The following is a 25,447-nucleotide window of genomic DNA, read 5'->3' as shown; positions in this document are numbered from 1 at the left end:
GAACATCATCATGACGGCATCCTCGACCCCTGTTTCCGGCACGCCCGCACACTCGCCCGCGCCGCCGCCGGTGCCCACGGGACCCGCTCCGGTCAGCGGCACCGTACGTACGCCGTGGCGGGAGTTCTGGCGCAAATTCAAGAAACAAAAGGTAGCGGTGATCGCGCTGGTGTTTATCGCGGCGTTGGTCGCGGCCGCGATCCTGGCACCGCATTTGACCCCGTACGACGCCGAGCATTACGCGGACTACGATCACATAGACGAGGGGCCATCGGCGTTGCATTGGTTCGGCGTGGATGCGATGGGGCGTGACATATTGAGCCGTATTCTGATGGGCGCGCGCATTTCGCTGGCCGCCGGGTTTTTATCGGTGGTGCTGGGCTGCGTGATTGGTACCCTGTTCGGTCTGCTGGCCGGTTATTACGAGGGCTGGTGGGATCGCGTGACCATGCGGGTGTGTGACGTGCTGTTTGCGTTCCCGGGAATCCTTCTCGCCCTGGGCGTGGTAGCAATCCTGGGCAGCAGCATGACGAACGTCGTGGTGGCGGTTTCCGTCTTCAGCGTCCCGGCGTTCGCGCGATTGGTACGCGGTAATACGCTGGTACTGAAGCAATTGACGTATATCGAGTCCGCGCGCAGCATTGGTGCAAGCGACTGGACGATCATGATTCGGCATATCCTGCCAGGCACGATTTCATCGATTGTCGTGTATTTCACGATGCGTGTAGGCACGTCCATCATTACCGCGGCCAGCTTGTCGTTTCTGGGGATGGGCGCGCAACCGCCCACGCCGGAGTGGGGCGCCATGCTGAACGATGCGCGTGCTGATATGGTCAATGCGCCCCATGTGGCGATTTTTCCTAGCTTGGCGATCTTTCTGACCGTGCTCGCGTTCAACCTCCTGGGTGATGGGTTGCGCGACGCGCTGGACCCGAAGATCGATCGGCAATAAGTGCGACAGGGCGTGACGCGGACATGACGTGCGTGTACATCGCTCCGCGCCCATGCCGACAAGGCCGGAGAGACGATGAACGAATATCCTGAAATCGCAGTGCCGCACGTGCGCGATCCAGGTGCACGGCGGATACCGGTGGTGGGTCTGTTGCCGGCGGGGGCGCGCAACGCCATCACGGATGTGGCGGGTATCCGCGTAGGCCACGTCACGCTGGCCGATGGGCCGGTGCAGACTGGCGTGACGGTGATCCATCCGCACGGAGACGATCCGTACCGCAACAAGGTGCCGGCTGCCTCAGCCGTGATCAACGGCTTTGGCAAAAGCGTCGGGCTGATCCAGCTCGACGAGTTGGGCCAGTTGGAAACGCCGATTGCGTTGACCAATACGTTTTCCGTCGGCGCGGTCGCGCAGGCACAGATCCGGCAGGCGCTCGCGCGGAATCCGGACATAGGACGGTCATTGCCCACGGTGAATCCGCTGGTGCTCGAATGCAATGACGGGTTCCTCAATGACATCCAGAAAATGCACGTCAGCGAGGCCGATTACAGGTCGGCCAGTGACAGTGCGGGCCACGATCTCGCACAAGGCGCGGTGGGCGCAGGACGTGGCATGTCGAGCTTTCAGATGAAAGGTGGTATCGGCACGGCCTCGCGTGAGGTATCGATATCTTCGGTGCGGGCGGGTGCCGGTGGCATGATCGAGGATGTCATGCACCGCTACACCGTCGGTGCCCTGGTCTTGTCGAACTATGGGCTGATGCCAAACCTGATATGGGGCGGCGAGATCATCGGGCCCCGCATCATGTCTTTGCTGGAAGAAGAATCGCGCCAGGCGTTCACGTATGTCGATCATCCTGAAAAAGGCTCGATCATCATGATCCTCGCCACCGATGCACCGCTTGACGCCCGGCAGCTACGCCGCCTGGCGGGGCGAGCGGCAGCGGGGCTGGCGCGGACAGGTTCGATCTATGGTCATGGCAGCGGTGATATCGCGGTGGCATTCAGCACCGCTTATACGGTGCCCCACACTGCCGATCGGCCGATGCCGCCGGTCACCACGTTGCACGAGACCCGGATCGACGCGCTGTTTCAAGCCGCTGCCGACACGGTCGAACAAGCCATTATTCACGCCTTGTGGCACGCGGAACCGGTTACCGGGCGGGATGGCAACCATCGGCCCGCGCTGCGTGACCTGTTGACCCGGCTGGATGTACGCGCAGCCTGACACCGTATTCGAACCCAAGCGACAACGATGAAGATATTGATTTCCGCCGATATAGAAGGCGTGGCGGGTGTGTACCACAACGAACAGGTTCGTCCCGGCAATCCGGAATATGAGCGTGCCCGCCGCCTGATGGCAGCGGAGGCCAGCGCGGCCGTGGCCGGTGCGTTCGATGGCGGCGCCACCGACGTGTTTCTAAACGATTCGCATGGTGGTTTTCGGAACATGCCACCGGATCTGCTGGATGAGCGCGCACAGGTCATCCAGGGCAAGCCGCGCTATCTCGGAATGGTGGCCGGTGTTGAACTGGGCATCGACGGCGTCTGCTTGCTTGGCTATCACTCGCGGGCGCAAGGCCGCGGCATTCTGGCCCATACCATTAATAGCTTTGCCTTCGCCGAGGTCTGCATCAATGGACAGGCGTTGGGCGAGGCGGGCCTGTATGGCGCACTTGCCGGTGCATACGGCGCCCCGGTGATCATGGCGAGCGGTGATGATGAATTCATCGACGAGAACCGCGCGTTGTTCCCGCACGCGGTGTTCGTCCAGACGAAGCGCGCCACCGGCCAGTTGAGCGGCATCAGCCTGTCGCCAGCGCGATCGTGCGCGGCAATCCAGGCGGGCGCCCGGCAGGCGGTAAGTGACATGCGTGCCGGACAATCGGTCGGCCCGCAACCGCTGCGGCTGGGCGCGCCGCTGCTTGTTGCATTGCAGACGCAGACGCCCGCACAGGCCGATCTGTTCTGCCAATGGCCCACGTTGAAGCGCACCGCCGGTAATGCGCTTGCGTTCGACGCCCCTGACATCGAAGCCGCGGTTCGGATGCTCAATTGCCTTTCCGCAATGTCGTCCATGCTGCGCTGACAGTAAGGGCGGCCATCGCCGGCGAGGGTGGAGGCAGACGCATGGCGGATGAAGGATGGTGCTCGCTCTCGGCGGCCACCTTGGTCCCCAAACGCGTTAATCGGTTCAGTGTGTGGAAATTGGATATGATGCTTGCTCGATCTCTATTCCCTCTATTGCACACCCATGCCCGCTCTCGATGATCACCGCCTCGACTTTTTTGATACGCCCCGCCCGGCGTCCGTAGTGACAAACCGGAGGCGTGCCGTGCCTCATGGATCACGTCGGTCACGGATGTTTCCGGCCGTGGTGGCCGGGGTTTGCCTTTCTGTCGGCGTGTGTACCGTGCACGCCCAGTCGACTTCCGAATCCGCTTCGGGAACGACAGCGGCAACAACGTCGAGCGCCGCCAGTAGTTCGGCGTCCGCGGGAGGCGGCGGTTCCGTATGGTCCCAACTTTGGGGTGATCATGCGGATGTCAACGTGGGCCTGGGTCTGGGACTTGACCAGCGTTACATGGGGGCGCGTGACTATCGCCCGATGATCGTCCCGATGTTTTCCGTTACGCGGGGCGTGTTCCTCGCGGATGCTGTGAAAGGGGTGGGGGTGCAGTACCAGTCATCCGGCGGTTTTTATGTCGGCGATACGTTCAACTACGACCCGGGTCGCGACGACCGCAATGACTGGCTGCGCCCCGGTGGGGACAATTTGCGTAATATGGGTAGCGTCAAGGGCACGGTGACGAACACGGTGACCGTCGCGCAGCAGATCGTGCCCTGGCTGTCGGTCAATGCGCAGGCTGAATTCGGGTTGGACGGGCACCGTCGCGGCAATCAATATCAGCTTGGACTGGAAAGCGTTGCCTACAAGCAGGGCGTCGATACGCTAACGCTCGATTTGAACGCGAAGATCGGGGATAGCCAGTATAACCAGACCTATTTCGGCGTAACGAACGCCCAGCAGAACGCATCGGGCTACCACGCCTATCATCCGGGTTTCGGTATTTATGCCTATGCGTTGACAGCGACGTGGGATCGTAAATTCGACAAGCATTGGGCGGGCGAGCTGATTGTAAGTGGCAGCTACTATCCGTCGAAGGCGGCTGCCAGCCCGATCGTGCAACGTCGGTTCGGGTTGACGATCCTGCCGTCCGTCAGTTACGCGTTCTAGTTCTGTATCCACCGCTTCGTGCCGCCGGACGCACTGTCTTGAAATACACGGCGGCAGCGATGGTGCAGCATAGCATCATCAGCCCGCTCATCACCACTGCGGGCAGTGTATTGAACCAGACCAGCAACAGGCCTTCCACATAGCTGGTGCAGGCGCCCAACCCGGTCGCGATGGCGTTCATCAGCGCGGAAGCGGTGCCCGCGAATTCCCCCGCGTTTTCCATTGCGCCCTGTTGGGCGCTGGGCGTCAGCAATCCGATGCAGAGTGCATTGGTCGATAGCAGCACCGAGAGCACCGGCACGGCCAGCAAGTGCGTGGACGCCAGAATCAGCATGGTCAGCGCCGAAACCACGGAAATGCAAAGCGATACGCCAATCACGACGTCGCCGGGGATCTCCCGTTTCGACAACTGGCCACTTAGAAAGGAGCCGAGCATCAGGCACAAGGCGGTGATGCCGAACAGCAGTCCATATTTCGCCGTGGAGACATGCAGAACGTTGACGAAGACATAGAGTGAGCCGGTCACGTAGGAAAAATGACTTGAAAATGTCAGCGCGATAATGAGCACATAGGCAAAGCTTACCCTGTCCGACAGGAACAACCTGTAATCCTTCAGTACCGAGCGGCGTGGCGCATGTGTTGCCTCCAAACCGGCCGTCGAAGCCCGATCTGCTCGTGCGGCGACGGCCGCCAGCTTCGTACGCGACGATTCCGGCAAGCCAAGCGCCACCATCAGTGACATCATGATGCCGCCGAACGCCATGAAGCCGTAGATCCAGCGCCAGCTTCCCAGCAACAACAGCACATTTCCGATCGATGGCGCGGTGGTCGGCCCAATGATCCGCACCACCGCGGCATAAGACAGCAGACGACGCGCGCTGGCACCTTGCCGATGATCGCGGATCACCGTTATCGCCAGCACGGATGCCGCACCGGCACCGGCGCCTTGCAGCAGGCGCCAGAACAGCAGCGCACCGAACGCCGACGTTATCGTCGCCATCACACTAGCGAGGGCATAGACGAAACAGGCCGAAAGCAGCACGGGGCGGCGACCTACCCGATCCGACAGTGGCCCGTAGATCAGCGGCGACGCCGAAAAGCCGAAGAAAAAGATGCTGAGGGTTTGTGAGACGTGCTCGACGGACACATTGAAGGTTGCCGCCATATTGGCGAAACCGGGCAGTCCCATGTCGATGGACATCGAGGGAAACGCCGTGAGTACGCCGCAAATCACCACCAGCCGTAATGAAGACGATTTCATGAGCGACGACTTCGACGGCATTTCAATAAGCATGCATTTTATTTTGGCACAAAGGCCGCGAGACGGCTTACGTGCATAAGCATCAAGCGTCTATCTGATGCTACCCGATTTTATATATCAATGATCCCATGATAGCGTGTTGGCGCCGCATGGCAAAATCCGTTGCGCCCTAATTTAAGGTTTTCAAGCAATAAAATTGAGAAATTCGTTTTTAAAGTGCTATGTCCCCGTTCTCAAAGCGATTTCGCGTCATCCGTCCTGCCACGCAATCTCGTAATATCGTTGCATTTTCGAGATATAAGATCGTTTAATCTTTCCACAAAACCGTTTATTTGATAAGAATATTGGGACCCCATATGAAACCGCCGCAATCCGGGTTTGCCACGCTGTGCGGCAGGCGTGCCTATATAGGTAGACATCATGACGCGCTGGCCCAGGCTATATCGCACCCTATCCCGGCGGCGACTTGATACGCATTTGACGCTGGTGTTTGGCCTGACCGCGGTCTTTGTGCTATTGAGTATCGTGTTGTTTGTCAATAATCGAACCATGTCAATCGTCGATGGGGCATCGCAGACCCTTTTCGCTCATATGGCTGGTGAAAGCGGCGCGGCTATCGACAAGAGCCTGACATCCATCGATGCACTAAGTATGTTGGTGGCGGCGGACCCCCAGGCCGTAGCGTATCGCGATGCGGTGCAACCGTCGTTTATCAAGCGGATGCGGGTGGTGTTGGATGCCATGCCCGTGGTATCGGCAGTGTATATCGGCTATGAGAACGGGGGCTTTGTCCTGTTGCGGCGCCTCTCGTCGGATGCGGTGCGCCGTCACCTCGCAGCACCTGATGAGGCGCGCTTCCTGTTGGAGCGCATTGCGCCGGAGGCTGATGAAAAATCGTCCCATGTCAGCGTGACGGCGGCCACGCTGACGTTCCTCGATGATGGTTTGCATCCGATCCTCATTTCACCGCCATCGTCGCTCGGTTACGATCCGCGCGCGCGGGACTGGTATCGTCACGCTCGCGCGCAGTCAAAGCCGATCTTGACAGACCCTTATTGGTTTTACGCGACCGGGGAACGCGGCATCACCTTTGCGCGGCGCCTGCCTCATGGCGACGGCGTATTAGGTATTGACCTCGGCCTTGCCGATTTGTCCATGAAGTTGATGCGATTGCGCAATACGGCCAGCACCGCGTTGCTGATCGCCAACGCACGCGGCGACGTGTTGGCGACAACGGCGGAAGCGGTTACGCCAGCCAGCGACGTGGCGCTGCATGCACACGGTGCGGCGCCGGAGCCCATATCGCCAGCGACGCAGGAGGGTCTGACCGCCTCGCCAATCATGCATCGCATGATGCGCGCGTCGCGTGACACTGTGTCGTCCACCGGACCACAACGCATTACGGTGGAGGGCCATCGCTGGACGATGCGTGTGATGCCCGTAAGCGCTTCCGGCTGGCTGTTTCGGGTCGTATTGGCCACGCCGGATGACGAGGTGCTGGCCGAGGAGCGACGCATGGTCGCCATTTTGGAGATGATCAGTCTGCTGGCGGTGTTCGTGATGCTGATTGTCATCCGCTTCACCGCGCGCCGGGTAAGCCAGCCATTGGTCGCCATCTCCAGACAGGCAGAGGCGCTGAACGCGTTCGATTTTTCCGGCGCGATGCGCAAGCAGCATTCGCCGGTGACCGAAATTGAGACGCTCTCCGGGGCATTGCATGCGGCAGGGGCAACGCTGCAGCGGTTCGTTGAAATTGGCCGGACACTGGCCGCCGAGCGTGATCCGGATCGGCTGCTGGCCCGACTGCTGGATGAAACGGTGCACGCCACGCGGTCGAATGGTGGCGTCATCGTGTTGACCGAGGATGACGGCGTGCATTTCCGTATCGGCGCACGGACAAACGCGGGATCGAACGACCCAGGGACATCCGAGGCAACGGATCGACAGCGCAATGCGTCGATGACGATCGCGCGGGTGTTCGGGACCGAGGGCATGGCCGTGGACACGCGCGCCGGTGGCCTGGGAGAACGAATTCGCGATGCATTGCAACGCCACGCCGCCACCCAGTTAAGCTGGCCGATAGCGGGGGGCGTATCCGCCGGGAGCGTGCCGGGTGAAACCTTGCTTGCTGCGTTGACGGCAGGTCGTACCCCCGAGAACCACGGCGGGGCGCCGACATCGCGGCTGCAAGTGATTGCCTTGCGCAATCGCGCAAATGAGTTGATTGGCGGCATGCTGTTGTTGATGCACGGCGACGATATCGCTGCAAACGTGAGCGGCCAATCGCCTCGCACCGTGCCGGGCGATCTCGATCTGGCTCGCGCGCTCGCAGGCAATGCCGCCATCGCACTGGAGACCGCATTGCTGCTTAAATCCCGAAAGGCGTTGCTCGATGGCGTCGTACGGATGATCGCGGAGGCGATCGATGCGAAGTCTCCGCATACCAGCGGGCATTGCCAGCGCGTACCGGTCTTGATGCAGGCACTGGTTCAAGCGGCATGCGAGGCAAAGCACGGCCCGTATGCATCCTTCTCCCTGACACCGGACGATTGGGAGGCGGTGGAGGTGGCAAGCTGGCTGCACGACTGCGGCAAGCTGACGACGGCGGAATATGTCATCGACAAGGCAACCAAGCTCGAGACCTTGGCGAATCGCATTCACGAGATTCGCATGCGCTTCGAGGTACTGAAGGCGCACGCACATATCGATTACTGGCGCGCTGTCGCCACGGGGGCATTGGAGACTGAGGCCCGGGCAACCCGGGATCAGGCGTTACGCTCGCTTGACGACGACTTCGCGTTCGTGGCCCATTGCAACGAAGGCGGCGAATCAATGCAGCCAGAACATGTAGACCGTTTGCGCACCATCGCTCGGCGAAGGTGGACGCGCACGCTCGACGACATGCTGGGCACCTCACGCGATGAACGCGCGCGCATGGCGCACTGTCGCGCGGATCATACGCCCGCAATCGGTTTGCCGAGGGAGGAGCCATTGCTTGCCGATCGCGAGGAGCACATCATCGGGCATGAACCGAATGCATTGAGCGAGCGGGAAGCACGTTTCGGCTTCCGTATGAAACCGCTCCCAGATCGGATGAATCTTGGAGAGCTGCACAACTTGTCCATCGAGCGGGGCACCCTGACGCCGGAAGAACGGTTTGAAATAAATCGCCATATCACCCGAACCATTGTGATGCTGGAAGGGCTGCCGCTGAACGGTGCCTTGAAAAACGTTCCGGAATACGCCGGTGGTCACCACGAGAAAATGGATGGCGGCGGCTATCCGCGCGGCTTGACGCGTAACCAGATGAGCCCGATCGCACGAATGATGGCCGTCTCGGACGTCTTCGAGGCGCTTACCGCGGGCGATCGGCCATATAAAAAAGCCAAACCCCTGAGTGAGGCGTTCAAGATCATGGGAAAAATGAAACGCGATAACCATCTTGATCCGGACTCGCTTGACCTTTTCGTGTCATCTGGCGTCTGGCGCAGCTACGCATCGCGGTTCCTGATGCCCTGGCAAGACGACAACCCGGATATTGCCGACATCTTGGCGATTACGCCGCGTGAGCGCAGCGCAACGTAACGTAACGGGTTTCCCACCCATTCTTGCGCTATTTGTCACGCGAAAACATAAGATGTCTGATCACGTAGTCATTCTTTTAAGCGCGAGTGGTGCTCGCTGGTTATTTGAATGATTTCCCCCGATTTCTGCTTTTTTTCATAAGGGTTTATCGGGAAGTAACGGTCCTGGCACGCCTCGGAATGCGCCAAAACGACGTTGCGAGGGTTTACATTGATAGTAGGCATTTTCCCCGGCCATTAGGATTCGACATCAGATAACCTATCTCTAAGACAGCGTCTTAGGTCTGAAGCCGCAAGCGTGCATGCCGCATTGATCGAGGCGCGGGTGCATGACCTGTTGCATACGCTTGATTAAAAGGCGTAAGGCAACGGCAGCGGGATGGACGATATCGATAATAAAGGAAGGGGACAGATGATGGTGAACGTTGCAAAGCGCCGGACTTCTCTCACGGCAATCTGTGCTGGCGTGTTGTTAAGCCTGGGTATCGTTGCCGGAGGAATGGGCCATGCCCACGCAGCACCGGTATCGATCAATATCGTCGACGCCGCGGGAAATCTCCAACTCACGCAAAAGAGCTTCGAAGCGTTCAAGGCCAAGTACCCGGATCTGGTTTCGTCCATCACATTCACCAATTCTCCCGCGCCGCAACTGCCCGGCAAGATCAAGGCAATGCAGAACGCCGGCCGGTCCGATATCGACTTGATTCTGATTGGGACCGACGTGTTAGCCGCGGGCATTCAGCAAAAGCTGTTCGAGGCAATCTTGCCGGAGCACCAGGCGGCATTCCCGGGCTTGCTGGACAAGTACGCGCCAGGGCCGCGCAAGATGCAGGACATTGCACAAAACCAGGCGGTGGAAGTCACGTACATGCCGGCTGGCCCACTGCTCGAATTCAATCCCGCGAAAGTACCCCATCCGCCGAAAACACCCGCCGAACTGCTGGCATGGTGTAAAGCCAATCCGAATCGCCTGATCTACGCACGCCCCGCGAACTCGGGGCCGGGCCGGACGTTTTTGATGGGCTTGCCCTATCTGCTGGGCGACAAGGATCCGCGGGACCCGATCAACGGTTGGGACAAGACCTGGGCGTTCTTGAAGGAGCTCGACAGCTGTATTCCGTATTACCCGGGTGGCACGTCGGCGGTGATGAAGGAGTTGGGTGAAGGTACCCGCGACATGACGGTCACGGTCACCGGATGGGATATCAATCCGCGCGCATTGGGCATCGTCCCGGCGGAGTTCAAGGTGCAGGCGTTCGACAACATGACATGGGTCAACGACGCGCACTATATGGCCATTCCGAAGGGCGTGCCGAAAGAGAAGCTGGATACGCTGTTCAAGCTGATGAACTTCATGCTCGAACCGGAACAGCAGGCGCGCACGTATGACGATGGTTATTTCTACCCAGGCCCGGCCGTGAAAGGTGTGACGCTGGAGATGGCGCCGCAACAGAGCCAGGATGTCATCAAGAAGTTTGGCCGCCCGGAATACAGCGCGTGGATTGCGCAACGTCCTAACGTCGTGCCGTTGGATGCCACGGCGATGGTGGCGGCGTTCCAGAAATGGGACCGGGACATCGGCGCGCTGAAGTCGAAATAAGGTTGTCTCTTTCCCTCCCACAGCGCGCCTGATGGCGCGCTGATTGCGTCTTAAAAGTCTCGATAGGTGCCACGATGAACCATTCGTTCCGTCAATTGCGTTTGGACGGGGTATCGCGCAGTTTCACCAATGCCGAAGGCCAGCAGTTGAATGCGCTGCGAGAGCTCGATCTCGATATTGCGCGCGGCGAGTTCATCGCTTTGCTCGGACCGTCCGGCTGTGGTAAATCCACGGCCTTGAACTGCATTGCGGGATTGCAGCCGCTGACTGGTGGCGGCATCTGGCTTGATGACGAACGGATCGATATCCTGCCCCCGGAGCAACGTGGTTTCGGCATGGTATTTCAGAACTATGCGCTCTTTCCGCACATGTCCGTTCTGGACAATGTCGCGTTCGGTTTGAAGATGCGTGGTGTTGCAAAAGCGGAAGCCATGCGGCGAGCACGGGCCGCGCTTGAACTGGTCCAGTTGGTGGGTCACGAGAAAAAACTGCCTGGCCAATTGTCGGGCGGGCAACAGCAACGCGTTGCCATCGCCCGGGCGATTGTCATCGAGCCGCCGTTGATCCTGATGGACGAACCATTGTCGAATCTCGACACGAAGCTGCGTATTGAAATGCGCGCGGAGATTCGGCGGATTCACTCCGAGTTGGACCGGGCGACGATCTATGTCACGCATGACCAGGATGAAGCATTGTCGATGGCCGATCGCATCGTCGTCATGAAGGAAGGGCAAGTGCAGCAGGTGGGCAGCCCGAAGGAAGTCTATGGTCGTCCGTCGAATCTCCATGTCGCGCGTTTCATGGGGTATCGAAATGTATTCCCGTTCACATTGGACGGCATGCGTGGCGATAGCGTTGTTGTCAATGCTGGCGGCGTTACCTTGACCGGTATCGCGATGGCTGCATTCGAACGCAAGGCGGTAAGCCTGGCCATCCGTCCGGAGGATTTGACGATCGCCACGTCCGAAGACGACAATGTGTTCGACGTCGAGGTGCAAACGGTCGAGTATGGCGGTCACAATTCGCTCGTTTTCGCGCGTGCGGAATTCGGTACGCTGTGGGCGCGTCTGCCTGGTGACGTGCGCGAGGGTGAACGTATCCGTTTGAGCGTACCCACCGATCGCACCTTGGTTTATGCGGGAGAAAATGCATGAATGCGTCCGCGTTGCCAACCCCACCGGTGAGGATGCCGCGTGACTTGAAGGCCTGGCTCGTCGTACCGGCCTTGCTGTTTATCGCGGCGATGTTCATTTACCCATTCTTCTATGGCTTGATGTTGTCGTTCCAGCCGATGAACGGCGGCAGCGTCTGGGCTAACTATTTGACGTTCTTCAGTGACCGGTCGATGTGGCCGACCGTGTTCGTCACGATGAAACTGGCAATTCCCGCGACCATCATCAATGTCGGGCTGTCCGTGCCCGTGGCGTTCGCGCTGCGGCGGAAATCGGCGTATCAGAAACTCGTCACGACATTGCTGGTGATCCCGGTGACGCTGGGAACCGTATTGATTGCGGATGGCATGTTGAGTTACTTCGGCCCGAACGGCTGGTTCTCCCAGGCGGTGCATGCGCTGCACCTGTATGACGATGAAGTTCGCCTGACCCATAACTACTGGGGCGTGTTGATCTCGCTAGTGGTGTCCGGTTTCCCGTTTGCATTCCTGCTGACCTTGTCTTATGTGACAGGCATCGATCCGACGCTAGCCCGTGCCGCCGCAACACTTGGCGCGACGCCCTGGCAGCAATTCCGGCAAATCTATCTGCCGCTGCTGGTGCCCGGATTGACGATGGCGGCTTGCCTGTCATTCGTGCAGGCATTCTCCGTGTTTCCATCCGCCATTCTGCTTGGGTCGCCGGCGGGGCCGACGCGGGTGATCTCGATTGCCGCATCGGAGGCCGCTTTCGAAAGCTACGACTACGGATTGGCATCGACGATCGCGATCATCATGGGCTTTGCCCAGTTACTGGTCGTGGCTGCAATGCTGGGTGCACGCCGCTTTTTCTATCGCGGTCCGGTCACGGGAGGCAAAGGCTGATGAATACGCGCAAAAGACTGGCAGTAGTAGGCGACACGCGCGCGAATGCCGGCGCGTTCGCGATTGCCGATGGCCATGATGGGAACCGATACGGCTCCGGCGAGCAAGACAAGGTGGTCGACCGTGTCAGCGAGGGCAAGAAAAGCGCCGACGTGCTGCAACGTCGGCAACCCCGTCCACCGTCCAACCTGGGCGACCGTCTGTGGAAGACGGTGGTCTGGGGCGCGATGATCTTTTTCCTGGTGAACGTGCTGTTGCTCATCGCTACGGTGGCGGTGAATTCAACGGCCACGCGCTGGTTCGGCACGCTATTGCCGCAGGGATTCACGCTGCACTGGTATGCACAGGCCTGGTCCGATTTCCAGTTGGGCAGCGTGTTGTGGGTGACGACGATCGTCGTCGGTGCCACCGTGCTGTTGTCCGTGCTTCTGGGCGTTCCCGCGGCGTATGCATTGGCGCGCGTTGAATTCCCCGGCAAGCGTTGGGCGATGCTGGTGTTTCTCCTGCCGATGATGGTGCCACCGGTCACCTACGGGATTCCGCTAGCAACGGTGATGTATAAATTCGGGATGGCGGGCACGCTGACCGGCGTGATCATGGCGAACCTGGTGCCTGCACTCCCGTTCGTGATCCTGGTAATGACGCCGTTCATCGAACAGATCGATCCGAACCTTGAATCGGCCGCGCGCATCTTCGGCGCAAACACGTTACGCTATTTCCGGTATGTGCTGCTGCCTTTGCTGGTTCCGGGGATGCTAGCGGCAGGCTTGTTGGTGCTCGTTCGCACAATCGGCATGTTCGAGCTTACTTATTTCACCGCGGGACCCAGCACCCAGACACTCGTGGTCGCGTTGTACTACGCGGTATTTTCCACCGGCGTACGCGCACCGCAATCGATCGATGCCATGGCGATGATCTATATGGCCATCACGCTGCTGTGGGTGTTGATCGCGCTGCAGTTCGTGAGTCCGACGCAGTTGGTGTCGCGGGTCAAGGAGCAGCGCTAAGCGGTGAGAGGAAGCACACGGGTTGCGTGTTTCCGGAGGGGGAGCGCGTGAGAGTCATGCATGAAGCATCGCTCTCACGCCCGCCATTTGATTTTTGACAAGGCGTCGCAATGACAGACACAATGACACAATCCGGCATCGCCGCCGCGGTGGACGGAGAACGTAAGCCGGTGGTTCTGACCGGAGCGGGCGGGGCCATCGGCCGCGTGCTGCGCGCGCATTTTATTGAGACAGGTCGATTGGGCCGCTATACCGACATCAAGCCGCTCGCCGACGACGCGACGGTCGCCCCTCACGCCGCGGAAAGCGGAGGGTTCCGGCAGGGTGATCTAGGTGATCCGGCCTTTTGTCGCAGCCTCTTCGACGGTGCCGGCGCGATTGTTCATATGGCTGGAATCTCGGTGGAGCAGCCGTTCGATATTCTGCTGCAGCACAACTACGTTGCACTGTTCCATGTGTACGAAGCGGCGCGGCAGTGTGGCGTGCGGCGCATTGTCTATGCCAGCAGCAATCACGCCACGGGCATGTACGCATGCGATATGGCGCTGAACCCGTCGATGCCGGTTAATCCGGATAGCCTGTACGGACTGAGCAAGGTGTGGGGCGAAGGGCTGGCACGTTTATATTGGGAAAAGCACGGCATCGAGACAGTGTGCCTGCGGATAGGCTCCTTCCAGCCGCGGCCGGTGTCGATACGCCACCTGAGTACCTGGTTGTCGCATCGCGACGCGTGCGCGCTCGTGGACGCCAGCCTGGACACCCCGGACGTTGGTTTTGATATCGTGTACGGGATGTCGGGGAATACGCGTGCGTGGTGGGACAATAGCCGTATCCGGGTAGCCTACCATCCACAAGACAATGCCGAGGACTACGCGGAGCAGATCCTGGCGGATGCGAAGCCGGTGGACGCCCTGGAGTCGCGCTTTCAAGGGGCGGATTTCGCGGCGACGGACTTCAGCCGGACGCCCCCACGCGAATCGTGAACATCGTTGCCGTCCGTCTGACGCATGACTTAGCGGGCAGGGCATTGGTGCCGGTGCCGGCAGTATGCGGTAACGTCATCTGACAAGGAGGGCATGACAGGAGGCGCCACGCCGTGACCCGGCGTGGCGCTTTTCCTTAGCGTGCCAGTGACGCCATGTCGATGACGAAACGGTACTTCACGTCGCTCTTCAACATGCGGCCGTACGCTTCTTCGATTTGGTCCATGCGAATCATCTCGACATCGGAAACGATGTTGTGCTTGCCGCAGAAATCCAGCATTTCCTGTGTTTCGGCAATGCCACCAATCAGCGAGCCGGCCAACGTACGACGCTTGAAGATCAAGTTTGCGACCGACGGCGACGGGTGCGCATGTTCCGGCACGCCTACCAGTGTCAGCACGCCATCGCGCTTCAGCAGGGCGGTGAACTGATCCAGATTATGCGATGCCGCGACCGTATTCAGGATGAAGTCGAAAGAATTCGCATGCGCGGCCATTTGCGCTTCGTCCTTCGATATGACGACTTCGTGCGCACCCAGGCGCTTCGCATCGTCCACCTTGCTGGCGGAGGTCGTGAATAGCACGACCTTGGCACCCATCGCGACCGCGAGCTTCACGCCCATGTGCCCAAGGCCGCCTAGCCCGACGACGCCCACCTTTTGACCTGGGCCGACCTTCCAATGACGCAGCGGCGAATAGGTAGTGATGCCGGCGCACAGCAGGGGCGCGGCGGCGGCCGGGTCGAGGTTGTCCGGCAAACGCAGCGTGAACGCCTCGTCGACGACGATTGACGACGAATAACCGCCATACGTCACGCCGTTCGTATGCTTGTCCGGTGCATTATAAGTGCCGATAAAACCGCCGGGGCCTTCGCAGTACTGTTCCAATCCTTCATTGCATGCAGCACACGCGCGGCAGGAGTCGACCATGCAGCCGACGCCGACCATGTCGCCCACCTTGAACTTCGTGACGTCCTTGCCGACCTCGGCGACGCGGCCGACGATTTCGTGGCCTGGGACGTTCGGGTAGACCGTACCCGCCCATTCACCACGAGCAGTGTGAAGATCCGAGTGACAGACGCCGCAGAATTGAATGTCGATGCGCACATCGTTCGGACCCGTATCACGACGTTGGAAGTCGAACGGGGCGAACGGTGTCGTGGGGGATTGCACTGCATAACCGTAAGCTTTGTACATGGTTTGACTCTCTCTTTGTCCTGGGGAAACGCAAATGCGAGATATACGGGGAAGCAGCGCCGCGGCTCATTTTGCAGGGGGCTGAACCACGTGACCTCACGCGGCAATTACTTCATGTTGCCATGCGCGCGCGAAGCGTGCTTGTAACGTATCGAAATACGCCGGCATCCAACGGTCGGTGCCGGCCGCAACCATCGTGCCGGTGTGCCCATGGTAAGAAATCCACGCTATGCAAAGCAATGGAAATGTTACGATTTCACAATTCCACTTTATGGCATTGTCACGATTCGATCGATGCAAAACAAAATCGAAATGCTGCGCATTTTCTGCGCGGCGGTGGATGCGGGCAGTTTCAAGGGTGCGGCGGCGCGGCTTGCCATTTCGCCCCAGGCCGTCACGCGCGCAGTGCATGAGGCGGAGCGCGCCACCGGAGAAGTGCTGTTTCATCGTAATACCCGGCGCGTCAACGTCACACAGGCGGGCGCTGCTTTTGCGCAGCAGGCTCGTGACCTTGTGTCGCAGGTTGACCGGCTACTGGGTGTCAGGGATACGCGCGCCGCCGCGGACATAGTCGGCATCGTGCGTATGGCTGCGCCGAAATTGCTGGGTGATGCCTTGCTGTTGCGTGTCGTGACGGCGCTCGCCGTGCAATATCCCCGGTTGACGATCGATCTTCGCCTTTCCGATACCATCGTCGACCCCGTTGCGGAACAGATCGATGTCGGCGTGCGCATCGGGTTTTTGCGGGACAGCCGCTTCGTTGCGCGCGAGGTTGCGCAGGTCGATTTCGTTATTGTTGGCGCGCCTGCATTGATCGCGCGCGTTGGGATGCCGGGTAATATCGGACACATGGCGGACATGCCCATGACCGGTTACATCGATCGGCGCACCGGGCGGCTCTGGCCATGGGAGCTGGCCGGCGGTCAGCAATTCACGCCGGCGCATCCGGTATTCCAAAGCGATGATGTCGATGCCGAGTGTCGCGCGGTGGTTGCGGGGCTGGGCTTCACGCAAATGCCGCGTTATCTCGCACGTCCTTATATCGCAGAGGGGAAATTGCTGACGGTCCTCGACGACATTGCGCCCACGTCCTGGCCGGTATGTGTCTATCGTCCCCAACGCGGTCCCGTACCCGCGCGAGTAAGGGTGGTATTCGATGCAGCCGTGGCCATGCTGACCAACGTCGTGCTGTAGTTGGCGCGGTGTCGGGCCAATTGGCACTACGCCTGGTGACGAGTGGAGGACGGCCCCAGCCACTCGCGGACGTGTGACGCGCGTGGGGGCCTTTGCACCGGAGTCGCGGCATCGCGCCGTGTGCCGACGAAAAGGAAACCGGCCAATTTCTCGGTCTCGGTAAAGCCCAGTGCGTGATGCACGTTGCGGTCATAGGTGTCGGGACCGGTGGCCCAGAAGCCACCGAAGCCGAGCAGGTGGATGGCGTTCAGCATATTCATCGCCGCCGCGCCCACCGCCATCATCTGTTCGATTTCAGGCACCTTGGTGGCCGTCGTGGTGGCGGTTGCCATTGCGATGATCACGGGCGCCGCGAGTGCCTTCTGACGTCGGCCTTCATGTACGGCCGTGCCGGCATCGGGATGCCGTCCGGCTGCGGCGTCGACGAGCACCTGGCCGAGCGCATGCCGCGCTTCGCCTCGAATCACGACAAAGCGCCAAGGCCGTAATCTACCGTGATCTGGTGCACGCAAAGCCATGTCGAAAATGATCCCCAACGCCGCGTCGTCGGGTGCCGGCGCGTCAAGTGGCCACGCCGACTGACGCGCCAGCAACCGGGACAAGGCATCATGCGATGCAATCGATGGAACGGTAGGAGAGGGCGCCAGCGTCGTGGCGGCACTCTCGCTTGGCATCCCGGAAGGTGACAGTAGCGCGTCAGGGCGATCCATGCGGTTCTCCACAAAAACCTTATCTTCAAACAAAATCCGATTAAATGCAAATGAGTCTTATTAACATGATTTTGTTAGAGGGGTGATAAATGCCCTCGCGTCGATGCCGTGAATCGATCGTTATCTCGAAAAATCGCGCGGTATCAACGAAAACGCGCGCTTGACACCGGCAGCGCCGGCACCGTATCGTCGCACTCGCGAAGAAGAATGATTCTCATTAAGTGGGTGATGAATTAGAAAGTCCGGTATCGATGACCAATCGCCTACGTCGGGATCGTCGCGCGGCACGGTGATGCAGGTCCGGACAGGCTTCACGAGGAACACCATGCTGATCCTTTTACGTCTGGTCCATCAATCCCGCGGCGTGCTGGTGTTCGCAACGTTGTGTGGCTTTATCGGCGGTTTTGGCAATGCGGGTCTGCTGGCACTGATCAATCAGGCGCTTGCCGCGGACGCTGAAGGGCTACCGCATCTGGGCGGTATGTTTTTGATGCTCGGCATCGTTGTCCTGGTCACGCGCACACTGGCACAGACATTGTTCATGCGCCTCGGGCAGCAGGTCAAGGCGCGATTACGGATGAGCACGATTCACCGCATTGGTGGTGCATCGTTTCTTTCGCTGGAGCGGCAGGGCGCGGCGAAATCGATGGCAGTCCTCACGCAGGATCTCGATACGATTGTTGCCTTGTTCATCGGCTTGCCGGCGCTGGCCACGCAAGGCGCGCTGATTGTCGGGTGCCTGGCGTACCTGGCATATTTATCGTGGGGCATTTTTGTCGTCGCCTTTTTAACAATTGTTTTAGGCACGTTTGGATATCGGCTTGCGCATACGCAGGCCCTGTTTCACTTGCGGGCTTCACGGGTGCGAGAGGACGAATTGATTCGGCATTTCCGATCGCTCTTCGATGGCGCCAAGGAATTGAAGCTGCATCGTGCGCGCCGTCGCGCATTCATCGACGGTACGCTCGCGGGAAATGTAGAGGCGGTGCGCGCGCAGCGCACGCGCGGTTATCTGTTGTATGCGGCGGCGAACAGCTGGGGCAACTTCATTCTGTTTGCTTTTATCGGTTTGACATTGTTTGTGTTCGGGCAACATCTGGGCGCCAGCAAGCAGGTGCTCTCTGGTTATGCGATCGTGTTTGTTTACATGATCATGCCGATCGAGGCGGTGTTGTCATCCATGCCGATGGTCAGTGCCGCCCGCGTCGCCCTGGAGCGGATCGAGCATGTCAACGGTGAATTGGTACAGGAAACAGGGGACGATGAGATAACACGGACATCTGCCAGAGTCCGCGTGAACCATCATGTCAATGGTTCCTCCGACACATGCGATAGCGCCCATGATGGCACCGCCGTCGAAGGATGTGATACGCCAGTACGCGGCTTCAGAGAGATCGTTCTGGAGGGTGTCGCGCATCGTTATTTTCGGGAAAAGGACAATGGTACGTTCACATTGGGTCCGGTCAGCACGGTGTTTACGCCCGGCGAGATTGTCTATCTGATTGGCGGCAATGGCAGTGGCAAGACGACCCTGGCCAAGATGCTGGTGGGACTGTATCCGCCCGAAGAGGGGCGCATTGTCGTTGATGGTCTGCCGGTTGGCGCTGGCGATCGGGACGCGTATCGACAACACTTTTCGGTCGTCTTCAGTGATTTCTTCTTGTTCGATAATCTGCTGGGCTTACGCGCTGCGATGGCCATCAACGCCGCGCAATCGGCTGGCGACCTCGACGCCGACGCACAGCGCCTTTTGCACGAACTGCAATTAGATCACAAGGTCAGCATCACGCAAGGCGTCTTCTCGACGTTGGCACTGTCGCAAGGGCAGCGCAAGCGCCTAGCGTTGCTGGTCGCCTATCTGGAAGACCGCCCGTTCTATGTGTTTGACGAGTGGGCAGCCGATCAGGACCCGCTGTTCAAGGACTTGTTTTATCGGCGTCTATTGCCGGCATTGAAAGCACGCGGAAAAACGGTCCTGGTGATCACGCATGACGATCGCTACTTCGGGCTCGCGGATCGCTATATGAAGCTGGAGTACGGACAAGTGATGGAGCAAGGCGACGGCGCGGCATTGCAGCAGGCCGCGCTTGCCGCGAGTGTCGATTAAGGAACCTGGGCGCGATAATTGCTCTGCGAAACGGCCTGTTGGCCGAATCACGTGTCCCGCGATGGATCGGTCAGGTCAGTAGCATGAGAGACAAGTTGCTTTCAATAAAGGAATAAAACGATGACCATCGATATGACAATCCTTGCCTGGGTCCTGGTACTGACTTTGGTACAGGTAATATTGCCCGCGATGTGGCGCAACCGGGAGACGGGCTTGCAATATAACGCAGGGCCGCGGGATGAACCCGGGCCACCCGTCGGACCCGTGACAGGACGATTGAAACGGGCGCAGCAGAACCTCATGGAGACGTTGCCTGTTTTCATTGCCGCGGTATTGATTGTTCATCTGGCAGGTAAAGCCGGCATGCTGAGTCATATCGGCGCGATGGTTTACCTGATAGCGCGCATTGTCTATGTACCCCTTTATGCGTTTGGCGTACCGTATGTTCGCTCTTACTGCTGGCTGGCATCGATTGGCGGGATTGTCTTGTTGTTGCTGGCCATGCTTTAAAACGGGCATGCGGTGGAAATACATCATGCTTTGACTGCGTTTTGTTTGCGCGAACATGGTCGCCCCTGGCACGTTCACATATATCTGATCGAGCCTCGCCCCATGGCGACAATCTGTCCGCGACCTGTTCCGGCGTGCCGGAAAAGCTGGGGCGGAGCGTTGCTGCCTTGATAACGGCTTCCCGCTATATCAGCCCGCGCGCATAGGCATTACGTTTGATCGGTTCCGCTGTGCTCCGGAACGGGTCCAGGCGGCAATCCATAAAAATGGCCGTATGGGGCAAGCATGTCTGCTGCATTCAAAAAATTGACTTAATAGACAGTTCGAAAACGAACATCAAATATTATTTGTGTTGAGTCATCTGACAACGTAAAAAGAATCAACGTAAATAATCCAAAGATAGAGTAAAAACAGAGCCATATCCGCGTTTACCCTGATTTTCTCATGCTTTGCGCACGGTAGGATGTCCGATAACGACAAGCGTGTCGTTCGAAAGCGAACATTCTGGCGATGCAAGCGAAAACGCTTGCTGAACGGAACGGGGGAAGCACGTGAAAAAGATCGTTGGCTTGCGATGGTGGATCATTGCACTTGTGTGTGCCGGCACCATTGTGAATTACCTTTCCCGCAATGCTCTGGGTGTATTAGCGCCGGAGTTGAAGACGGTGCTGCATATGAGTACCCAACAGTACTCCTATGTGGTGGGCGCCTTCCAGGTGGGATACACGATCATGCAGCCGGTATGCGGCGTAATCATCGATCTGATCGGGCTGCGCATTGGCTTCACGTTATTTGCCTGCTTATGGTCGGTGATAGGGTGCCTTCATGGCTTCGCCGGCAGTTGGCTTTCCCTTGCGGCAATGCGTGGCTTCATGGGCCTTGCTGAAGCGGTCGCCATTCCCGCGGGGATGAAGGTGGTTGCTGAATGGTTTCCAAATCGGGAAAAGTCCATCGCCGTGGGCTATTTCAATGCGGGAACCTCCTTAGGTTCAGTATTGGCGCCGCCTTTGGTCATACTCGTATCACTTCATTATGGATGGCAGGCTGCCTTTCTGGTAACCGGTGCGCTAGGCTTTATTTGGGCTGCGTGTTGGTACGCGTTTTATCGCACGCCCACGGAACATCCCCGGATTTCTCGCGAAGAGCAGGAGCAGATCACCAGTGGACAAAGTATCGCGACAGAGACGGTGCGAGATACATACCGCATTCGAGATGTCATCACCACGCGGCGTTTTTGGGCGATCGCTCAGGCGCGTTTCTTTGCCGAGCCCGCGTGGCAGACGTTCAGTTTCTGGATTCCGCTGTATCTTGCCACGGAACGGCACATGGATCTGAAAGAGATCGCTTTGTTTGCATGGGTGCCCTTTCTGGCCGCCGACTTAGGCGGTTTGTTCGGGGGATATCTTTCGCCCTTCCTGATGAAGCATCTGCGCATCTCACTGATCTGGTCGCGCATTGCCGGCGTCGTGCTCGGCGCGGTGATGATGATCGGACCCGCGTGCATTGGCCTGGTCGCTTCTCCGTATGAAGCCATTGCACTGTTCTGCGTGGGCGGATTCGCGCATCAGATGATTTCGGCGTTGGTCAATACACTGAGCGCGGATGTCTTTGTGCCTGGGGAAGTCGGCACCGCCGCAGGCTTCGCCGGCATGGCGGCCTGGATCGGCGGCCTGGGATTCTCTCTCGTCGTCGGGGCGTTGGCTGACTCGATTGGCTACAAACCGCTTTTCGCCGCATTGGGCCTGTTCGACCTGATAGGCGCTACGCTCCTCGTCATCCTGATGCGTGGCCATGCCGCCGTGCGCTAGCCACCGTGCGGCAAAAGCAGTGCTCAAGATGCCGCTTGATAAAGACACGAGATCTGATATGGCTTCATTGAACGTTAAACCGCAATTCACGTTGTCGCATCACACCGACAATCACCTCATCCTGGCGTCGGACACGGGAAGCCTGATCGAACTGTTCGTTCTCGCCGATGACATCATTCGCGTGCTTGTTCTCCCCGACGGGCAGCTACATGGACCGAATACGTGGGCCATCGCGCCAGGCATGGAAGACACCCCGATCGAAGGTCGGGATCGGCGCGACATGAGTGGTTTCACGCCACCGTCTTTCTCCGTCGTGAATACCGCGGGTCATCTCGTCGTCGAAACAGCGTGTATTCGTTTGACCGTCGACTATGCGGGAGGATTTTGTTCGTGGGACTTACGCGAGAACGGCGAATGGCATCGTGTTTTGCGGGATCGCCAGACGCAGGCGTACAACTTCTCGTGGTGGGACGCCAGGGTCTATCACTACGTCGAACGCGAGCGCGGTGAAATGTATGTTGGCCTGGGCGAGCGTGCCGGATCGGTTGATCGTGCGGGCCAAAGCTATGAAATGCGCAATATCGATGCGATGGGCTATAGCGCGCGCACTACCGACCCGCTCTATAAACACATTCCTTTTTATGTGACGTGGCGGCCGGACACACAGCGCGGCTTTGGCCTCTTCTACGATACGCTGTCCGACTGCCGGTTCGATATGGGTCGCGAGTTGGACAACTATCATGGCGCCTACCGTCATTTCATCGCCGAACATGGTGATCTCGACTATTACTTCATCGCATCGCCGAGTACGCCCCTCGCCGCGGTACGCCGCTTCACGTGGCTTACGGGAAAACCGGCTTGGATGCCGAAGTGGGGTTTGGGCTACTCCGGCTCGACGATGCGTTATACCGACGCCCCGAACGCACAGGAACAAATGGGCGAGTTCATCGAGCGTTGTGCCGAACACGACATCCTGTGTGACTCATTTCATTTGTCCTCAGGCTACACTTCGATTGGTGCAAAGCGCTACGTTTTCAACTGGAATCGCGAGAAATTTCCTGACATCAAAGGGTTCGTCGACAGTTATCTCAAAAAGGGCGTCCGCTTATGCGCCAACATCAAACCGTGCCTCCTTCGTGATCATCCTGCTTTCAAGGAAGTCGATGAAGCGGGACTTCTTATCCGTGCCGGCGATGGCGGCCCCGCATGGATTCAATTCTGGGATGAGGTGGGCGCTTATCTCGACTTCACGAATCCTGCGACAATCGATTGGTGGAAGGGAAAGGTAAAGGATAGCCTCCTCGCCTACGGTATCGCGGCGACGTGGAATGACAACAATGAGTTTGAAATCTGGACGCCTGATGCGATTGCGAACGGTTTTGGACGTTCGTTTGTGGCGCAACAGGCGAAGGTATTGCAAACGCAGTTGATGATGCAGGCATCACATGCCGCACAGCGTGAATATGCGCCGTCGACGCGACCGTTCTTGGTCTCGCGGTCAGGAGGTGTGGGCATGCATCGTTATGTTCAAACGTGGTCGGGCGACAATTACACGTCCTGGGAGACGCTACGCTATAACCTGAAGATGGGTTTGGGCCTTGCCATGTCCGGCGTGTCGAACACGGGGCATGATATCGGGGGGTTTTCCGGACCAGCCCCGGACCCGGAGTTGTTCATGCGCTGGGTGGCTTTTGGTGTCTTCCTGCCGCGCTTCAGTATCCATTCATGGAACGACGATGGCAGCGTGAATGAGCCGTGGATGTTTCCGGAGCATACCCATCACATATCCGCGCTTATCAAATTGCGGTATCGCTTGATCCCCTATCTTTACGCCTTGTTATGGCAGTCGCACAGTTGTTACGAACCGGTTCTAAGGCCTCTTTTTGCTGAGTTTCCAAGCGACGGGCGTTGTCTCGACGATGGCGACGACATGATGCTGGGGCCGCATATGCTGGTAGCGCCGGTGGTCGAGGCACACCAGACGGCGCGCGAAATCTATCTGCCTTCCGGCGCGCGCTGGTTCTCGTATTGGAGCGGCGAAGCGTTCGATGGAGGCAACACGGTCTGTTTGCCTGCCCCTTTCGATCAGCCAATCATGCTGATTCGCGAGGGTGGTGTGATTGCCTTGAATGTAGCCGATCAACATTTTGCCTCACCCGCGGATGAAAGGGCGTTCATGGTGGCACCCTTTAAGACGGAAGGCGTCGCTCAGGGGGGATCCGTGGAGGACGACGGTGAAACGGAAGCATGGCGTAGTGGTAAGCAAGGCCGGTGGGATATCAGGCTCGAGTCCACGCGACGAAATCTGGTGCTCTCGGTTACCCGTCTTGGGCACATGCCAGGCAGGCAGAATCAGTTGCAGATATTGATTCCACGCAGCGAGACGAGACCAGTTGTTTTCCAAAATGTTGCGTTGATATCGGATAACGCGGCTGGCCCGTGGCGTAGCTTGACTGTACGAGTGTCGTGAGGCATCCGGTTATTTGAAGATATAAGCTAACCGTGTGCAGCAAGTCTGGCGGCCGCGCGTGCAACAATCTCCGTCCGTTTCGCGACGTTCGCCGCGGTACGTTGACGAGCGACTTCAAGGACGGACGGGGGCGCGGTGTCAGGGCTGCCCGCGGCGAATGGCGGTGCCGGCGCATATTCGATTTGCAGTTGAATGGCTTGTGCTTCGTCGACCCCGACAAGTTCCCCGACCAATGTCAGTGCGAAATCGATTCCCGCAGTGACACCGCCGCCAGTCAGCAGGTTCCCGTCACGAACGACGCGTTCCTGGACCGGCTGTGCGCCAAACCGCGACAACAATGCATGGTAGGCCCAGTGCGTCGTCGCGCGACGCCCATGAAGCAGTCCGGCGGCGCCCAGTACCAATGCACCTGTGCAAACCGAGGTGATAAAAGTAGCCTGGGCCGCCTGTTCGCGGATGAATGCAAGCGTGACGTTGTCTTCCATTACCTCGCCCACGCCTGCGCCTCCGGGAATGCAAATGACATCCAACGTAGGGCAATCGTCGAATGTCGTGTCAGGTGCCAACGGTAATCCGTTGCTGGCTTTCACGGTCGCCAACGCTTTCCAGATCAGACGAATGCGCACATCCGCCAACGATGCAAAGACATCGTATGGACCTGCGAGGTCGAGGTGTTGCACGCCAGGAAAAACGAGGAAGCCGATGCGAATGGTCATGTCGATATCGTAGGAGCAGGAGGGAATGACCGCCATGTTGCATGGCGCGTCGATGAGTATTGGACAGATGCACTGTAC

The 25,447-nt window shown here is 58.8% G+C and carries 19 protein-coding genes; 15 read left to right on the top strand and 4 right to left on the bottom strand.

Features of this window, described 5'->3' with window-relative positions:
* Window positions 1–10: 10 nt before the first annotated feature.
* From gsiD to WM40_RS02365, 4 genes are all read left to right on the top strand, one after another.
* Window positions 11–952, top strand: coding sequence for a glutathione ABC transporter permease GsiD (gene gsiD, locus WM40_RS02380; protein WP_024904832.1), 942 nt, complete (start codon window positions 11–13; stop codon window positions 950–952).
* 75 nt (window positions 953–1,027) lie between these two features.
* Window positions 1,028–2,179 (top strand): DmpA family aminopeptidase, encoded by a 1,152-nt coding sequence (locus tag WM40_RS02375; protein ID WP_046152060.1) that lies wholly within the window; start codon window positions 1,028–1,030, stop codon window positions 2,177–2,179.
* A gap of 27 nt (window positions 2,180–2,206) precedes the next feature.
* Window positions 2,207–3,040, top strand: coding sequence for a M55 family metallopeptidase (locus WM40_RS02370; RefSeq protein WP_024904830.1), 834 nt, complete (start codon window positions 2,207–2,209; stop codon window positions 3,038–3,040).
* Window positions 3,041–3,286: 246 nt separating this feature from the next.
* Window positions 3,287–4,189, top strand: coding sequence for a MipA/OmpV family protein (locus WM40_RS02365; protein ID WP_236693350.1), 903 nt, complete (start codon window positions 3,287–3,289; stop codon window positions 4,187–4,189).
* On the opposite strand, the gene WM40_RS02360 is transcribed toward WM40_RS02365, so the two are convergent.
* On the bottom strand, window positions 4,173–5,450 hold the full coding sequence (locus tag WM40_RS02360; RefSeq protein WP_157685140.1) for a multidrug effflux MFS transporter: 1,278 nt from the start codon (window positions 5,448–5,450) through the stop codon (window positions 4,173–4,175). The two genes, WM40_RS02365 and WM40_RS02360, sit on opposite strands and share 17 nt — an antisense overlap.
* Before the next feature lie 420 nt (window positions 5,451–5,870).
* Between WM40_RS02360 and WM40_RS32225 the strand changes: the two genes are divergently transcribed.
* The 6 genes from WM40_RS32225 to WM40_RS02330 all read left to right on the top strand — a co-directional run bounded on the left by WM40_RS32225 (window position 5,871) and on the right by WM40_RS02330 (window position 14,659).
* Window positions 5,871–9,035 carry an HD domain-containing phosphohydrolase gene (locus tag WM40_RS32225; RefSeq protein WP_082102389.1) on the top strand — a complete coding sequence of 1,055 codons (3,165 nt, stop codon included), beginning with the start codon at window positions 5,871–5,873 and terminating at the stop codon, window positions 9,033–9,035.
* Window positions 9,036–9,533: 498 nt separating this feature from the next.
* Window positions 9,534–10,634: an extracellular solute-binding protein gene (locus WM40_RS02350; RefSeq protein ID WP_081765088.1), complete on the top strand. Its 1,101-nt coding sequence runs from the start codon at window positions 9,534–9,536 to the stop codon at window positions 10,632–10,634.
* Between the two features lie 74 nt (window positions 10,635–10,708).
* Window positions 10,709–11,788 carry an ABC transporter ATP-binding protein gene (locus tag WM40_RS02345; RefSeq protein ID WP_024904825.1) on the top strand — a complete coding sequence of 360 codons (1,080 nt, stop codon included), beginning with the start codon at window positions 10,709–10,711 and terminating at the stop codon, window positions 11,786–11,788.
* Window positions 11,785–12,669, top strand: a complete 885-nt coding sequence (locus WM40_RS02340; protein WP_024904824.1) for an ABC transporter permease — start codon at window positions 11,785–11,787, stop codon at window positions 12,667–12,669. The genes WM40_RS02345 and WM40_RS02340 overlap by 4 nt, the downstream gene beginning before the upstream one ends.
* A 227-nt stretch (window positions 12,670–12,896) precedes the next feature.
* Window positions 12,897–13,676: an ABC transporter permease gene (locus WM40_RS02335; protein WP_096335608.1), complete on the top strand. Its 780-nt coding sequence runs from the start codon at window positions 12,897–12,899 to the stop codon at window positions 13,674–13,676.
* A gap of 110 nt (window positions 13,677–13,786) precedes the next feature.
* Window positions 13,787–14,659, top strand: coding sequence for an NAD-dependent epimerase/dehydratase family protein (locus tag WM40_RS02330; RefSeq protein ID WP_236693349.1), 873 nt, complete (start codon window positions 13,787–13,789; stop codon window positions 14,657–14,659).
* 136 nt (window positions 14,660–14,795) lie between these two features.
* Here the strand turns inward: WM40_RS02330 and WM40_RS02325 are convergent, their stop codons facing one another.
* Window positions 14,796–15,854 (bottom strand): NAD(P)-dependent alcohol dehydrogenase, encoded by a 1,059-nt coding sequence (locus tag WM40_RS02325; protein WP_024904821.1) that lies wholly within the window; start codon window positions 15,852–15,854, stop codon window positions 14,796–14,798.
* 294 nt (window positions 15,855–16,148) lie between these two features.
* On the opposite strand from WM40_RS02325, the gene WM40_RS02320 reads away from it, so the two are divergent.
* Window positions 16,149–17,048 carry a LysR family transcriptional regulator gene (locus WM40_RS02320; RefSeq protein ID WP_024904820.1) on the top strand — a complete coding sequence of 300 codons (900 nt, stop codon included), beginning with the start codon at window positions 16,149–16,151 and terminating at the stop codon, window positions 17,046–17,048.
* Between the two features lie 26 nt (window positions 17,049–17,074).
* Here WM40_RS02320 and WM40_RS02315 read toward each other — a convergent pair whose 3' ends face one another.
* Window positions 17,075–17,722, bottom strand: coding sequence for a nitroreductase family protein (locus tag WM40_RS02315; protein ID WP_081765087.1), 648 nt, complete (start codon window positions 17,720–17,722; stop codon window positions 17,075–17,077).
* Between the two features lie 361 nt (window positions 17,723–18,083).
* Here WM40_RS02315 and WM40_RS02310 point away from each other — a divergent pair, with 361 nt between their 5' ends.
* The 4 genes from WM40_RS02310 to WM40_RS02295 all read left to right on the top strand — a co-directional run bounded on the left by WM40_RS02310 (window position 18,084) and on the right by WM40_RS02295 (window position 24,653).
* Window positions 18,084–19,865, top strand: coding sequence for a cyclic peptide export ABC transporter (locus WM40_RS02310; protein ID WP_052738131.1), 1,782 nt, complete (start codon window positions 18,084–18,086; stop codon window positions 19,863–19,865).
* A gap of 120 nt (window positions 19,866–19,985) precedes the next feature.
* Complete coding sequence (locus tag WM40_RS02305; RefSeq protein ID WP_024904817.1) at window positions 19,986–20,375, top strand: MAPEG family protein; 390 nt, start codon at window positions 19,986–19,988, stop codon at window positions 20,373–20,375.
* Between the two features lie 551 nt (window positions 20,376–20,926).
* The gene (locus WM40_RS02300) at window positions 20,927–22,183 is read left to right on the top strand and encodes an MFS transporter (protein ID WP_024904816.1); all 1,257 of its coding nucleotides are present in this window, start codon (window positions 20,927–20,929) and stop codon (window positions 22,181–22,183) included.
* Window positions 22,184–22,241: 58 nt separating this feature from the next.
* Entirely contained in the window at window positions 22,242–24,653 is a 2,412-nt protein-coding gene (locus WM40_RS02295; RefSeq protein WP_024904815.1) for a glycoside hydrolase family 31 protein, read from the top strand.
* Window positions 24,654–24,679: 26 nt separating this feature from the next.
* Here WM40_RS02295 and WM40_RS02290 read toward each other — a convergent pair whose 3' ends face one another.
* Complete coding sequence (locus WM40_RS02290) at window positions 24,680–25,369, bottom strand: DJ-1/PfpI family protein (protein ID WP_046152151.1); 690 nt, start codon at window positions 25,367–25,369, stop codon at window positions 24,680–24,682.
* Window positions 25,370–25,447: the final 78 nt, after the last annotated feature.

The organism is Robbsia andropogonis (assembly GCF_000970345.1).
Lineage (GTDB): Bacteria > Pseudomonadota > Gammaproteobacteria > Burkholderiales > Burkholderiaceae > Robbsia > Robbsia andropogonis.
This window is presented reverse-complemented; position numbering and strand designations above follow the sequence as displayed.

Coding starts and splice junctions, on each gene's coding strand:
- gsiD (WP_024904832.1), top strand. CDS start 11: ATGACGGCATCCTCGACCCCTGTTTCCGGCACGCCCGCACACTCGCCC.
- WM40_RS02375 (WP_046152060.1), top strand. CDS start 1,028: ATGAACGAATATCCTGAAATCGCAGTGCCGCACGTGCGCGATCCAGGT.
- WM40_RS02370 (WP_024904830.1), top strand. CDS start 2,207: ATGAAGATATTGATTTCCGCCGATATAGAAGGCGTGGCGGGTGTGTAC.
- WM40_RS02360 (WP_157685140.1), bottom strand. CDS start 5,450: ATGAAATCGTCTTCATTACGGCTGGTGGTGATTTGCGGCGTACTCACG.
- WM40_RS32225 (WP_082102389.1), top strand. CDS start 5,871: ATGACGCGCTGGCCCAGGCTATATCGCACCCTATCCCGGCGGCGACTT.
- WM40_RS02350 (WP_081765088.1), top strand. CDS start 9,534: ATGGGCCATGCCCACGCAGCACCGGTATCGATCAATATCGTCGACGCC.
- WM40_RS02345 (WP_024904825.1), top strand. CDS start 10,709: ATGAACCATTCGTTCCGTCAATTGCGTTTGGACGGGGTATCGCGCAGT.
- WM40_RS02340 (WP_024904824.1), top strand. CDS start 11,785: ATGAATGCGTCCGCGTTGCCAACCCCACCGGTGAGGATGCCGCGTGAC.
- WM40_RS02335 (WP_096335608.1), top strand. CDS start 12,897: ATGATCTTTTTCCTGGTGAACGTGCTGTTGCTCATCGCTACGGTGGCG.
- WM40_RS02330 (WP_236693349.1), top strand. CDS start 13,787: ATGACAGACACAATGACACAATCCGGCATCGCCGCCGCGGTGGACGGA.
- WM40_RS02325 (WP_024904821.1), bottom strand. CDS start 15,854: ATGTACAAAGCTTACGGTTATGCAGTGCAATCCCCCACGACACCGTTC.
- WM40_RS02320 (WP_024904820.1), top strand. CDS start 16,149: ATGCAAAACAAAATCGAAATGCTGCGCATTTTCTGCGCGGCGGTGGAT.
- WM40_RS02315 (WP_081765087.1), bottom strand. CDS start 17,722: ATGCCAAGCGAGAGTGCCGCCACGACGCTGGCGCCCTCTCCTACCGTT.
- WM40_RS02310 (WP_052738131.1), top strand. CDS start 18,084: ATGCTGATCCTTTTACGTCTGGTCCATCAATCCCGCGGCGTGCTGGTG.
- WM40_RS02305 (WP_024904817.1), top strand. CDS start 19,986: ATGACCATCGATATGACAATCCTTGCCTGGGTCCTGGTACTGACTTTG.
- WM40_RS02295 (WP_024904815.1), top strand. CDS start 22,242: ATGGCTTCATTGAACGTTAAACCGCAATTCACGTTGTCGCATCACACC.
- WM40_RS02290 (WP_046152151.1), bottom strand. CDS start 25,369: ATGACCATTCGCATCGGCTTCCTCGTTTTTCCTGGCGTGCAACACCTC.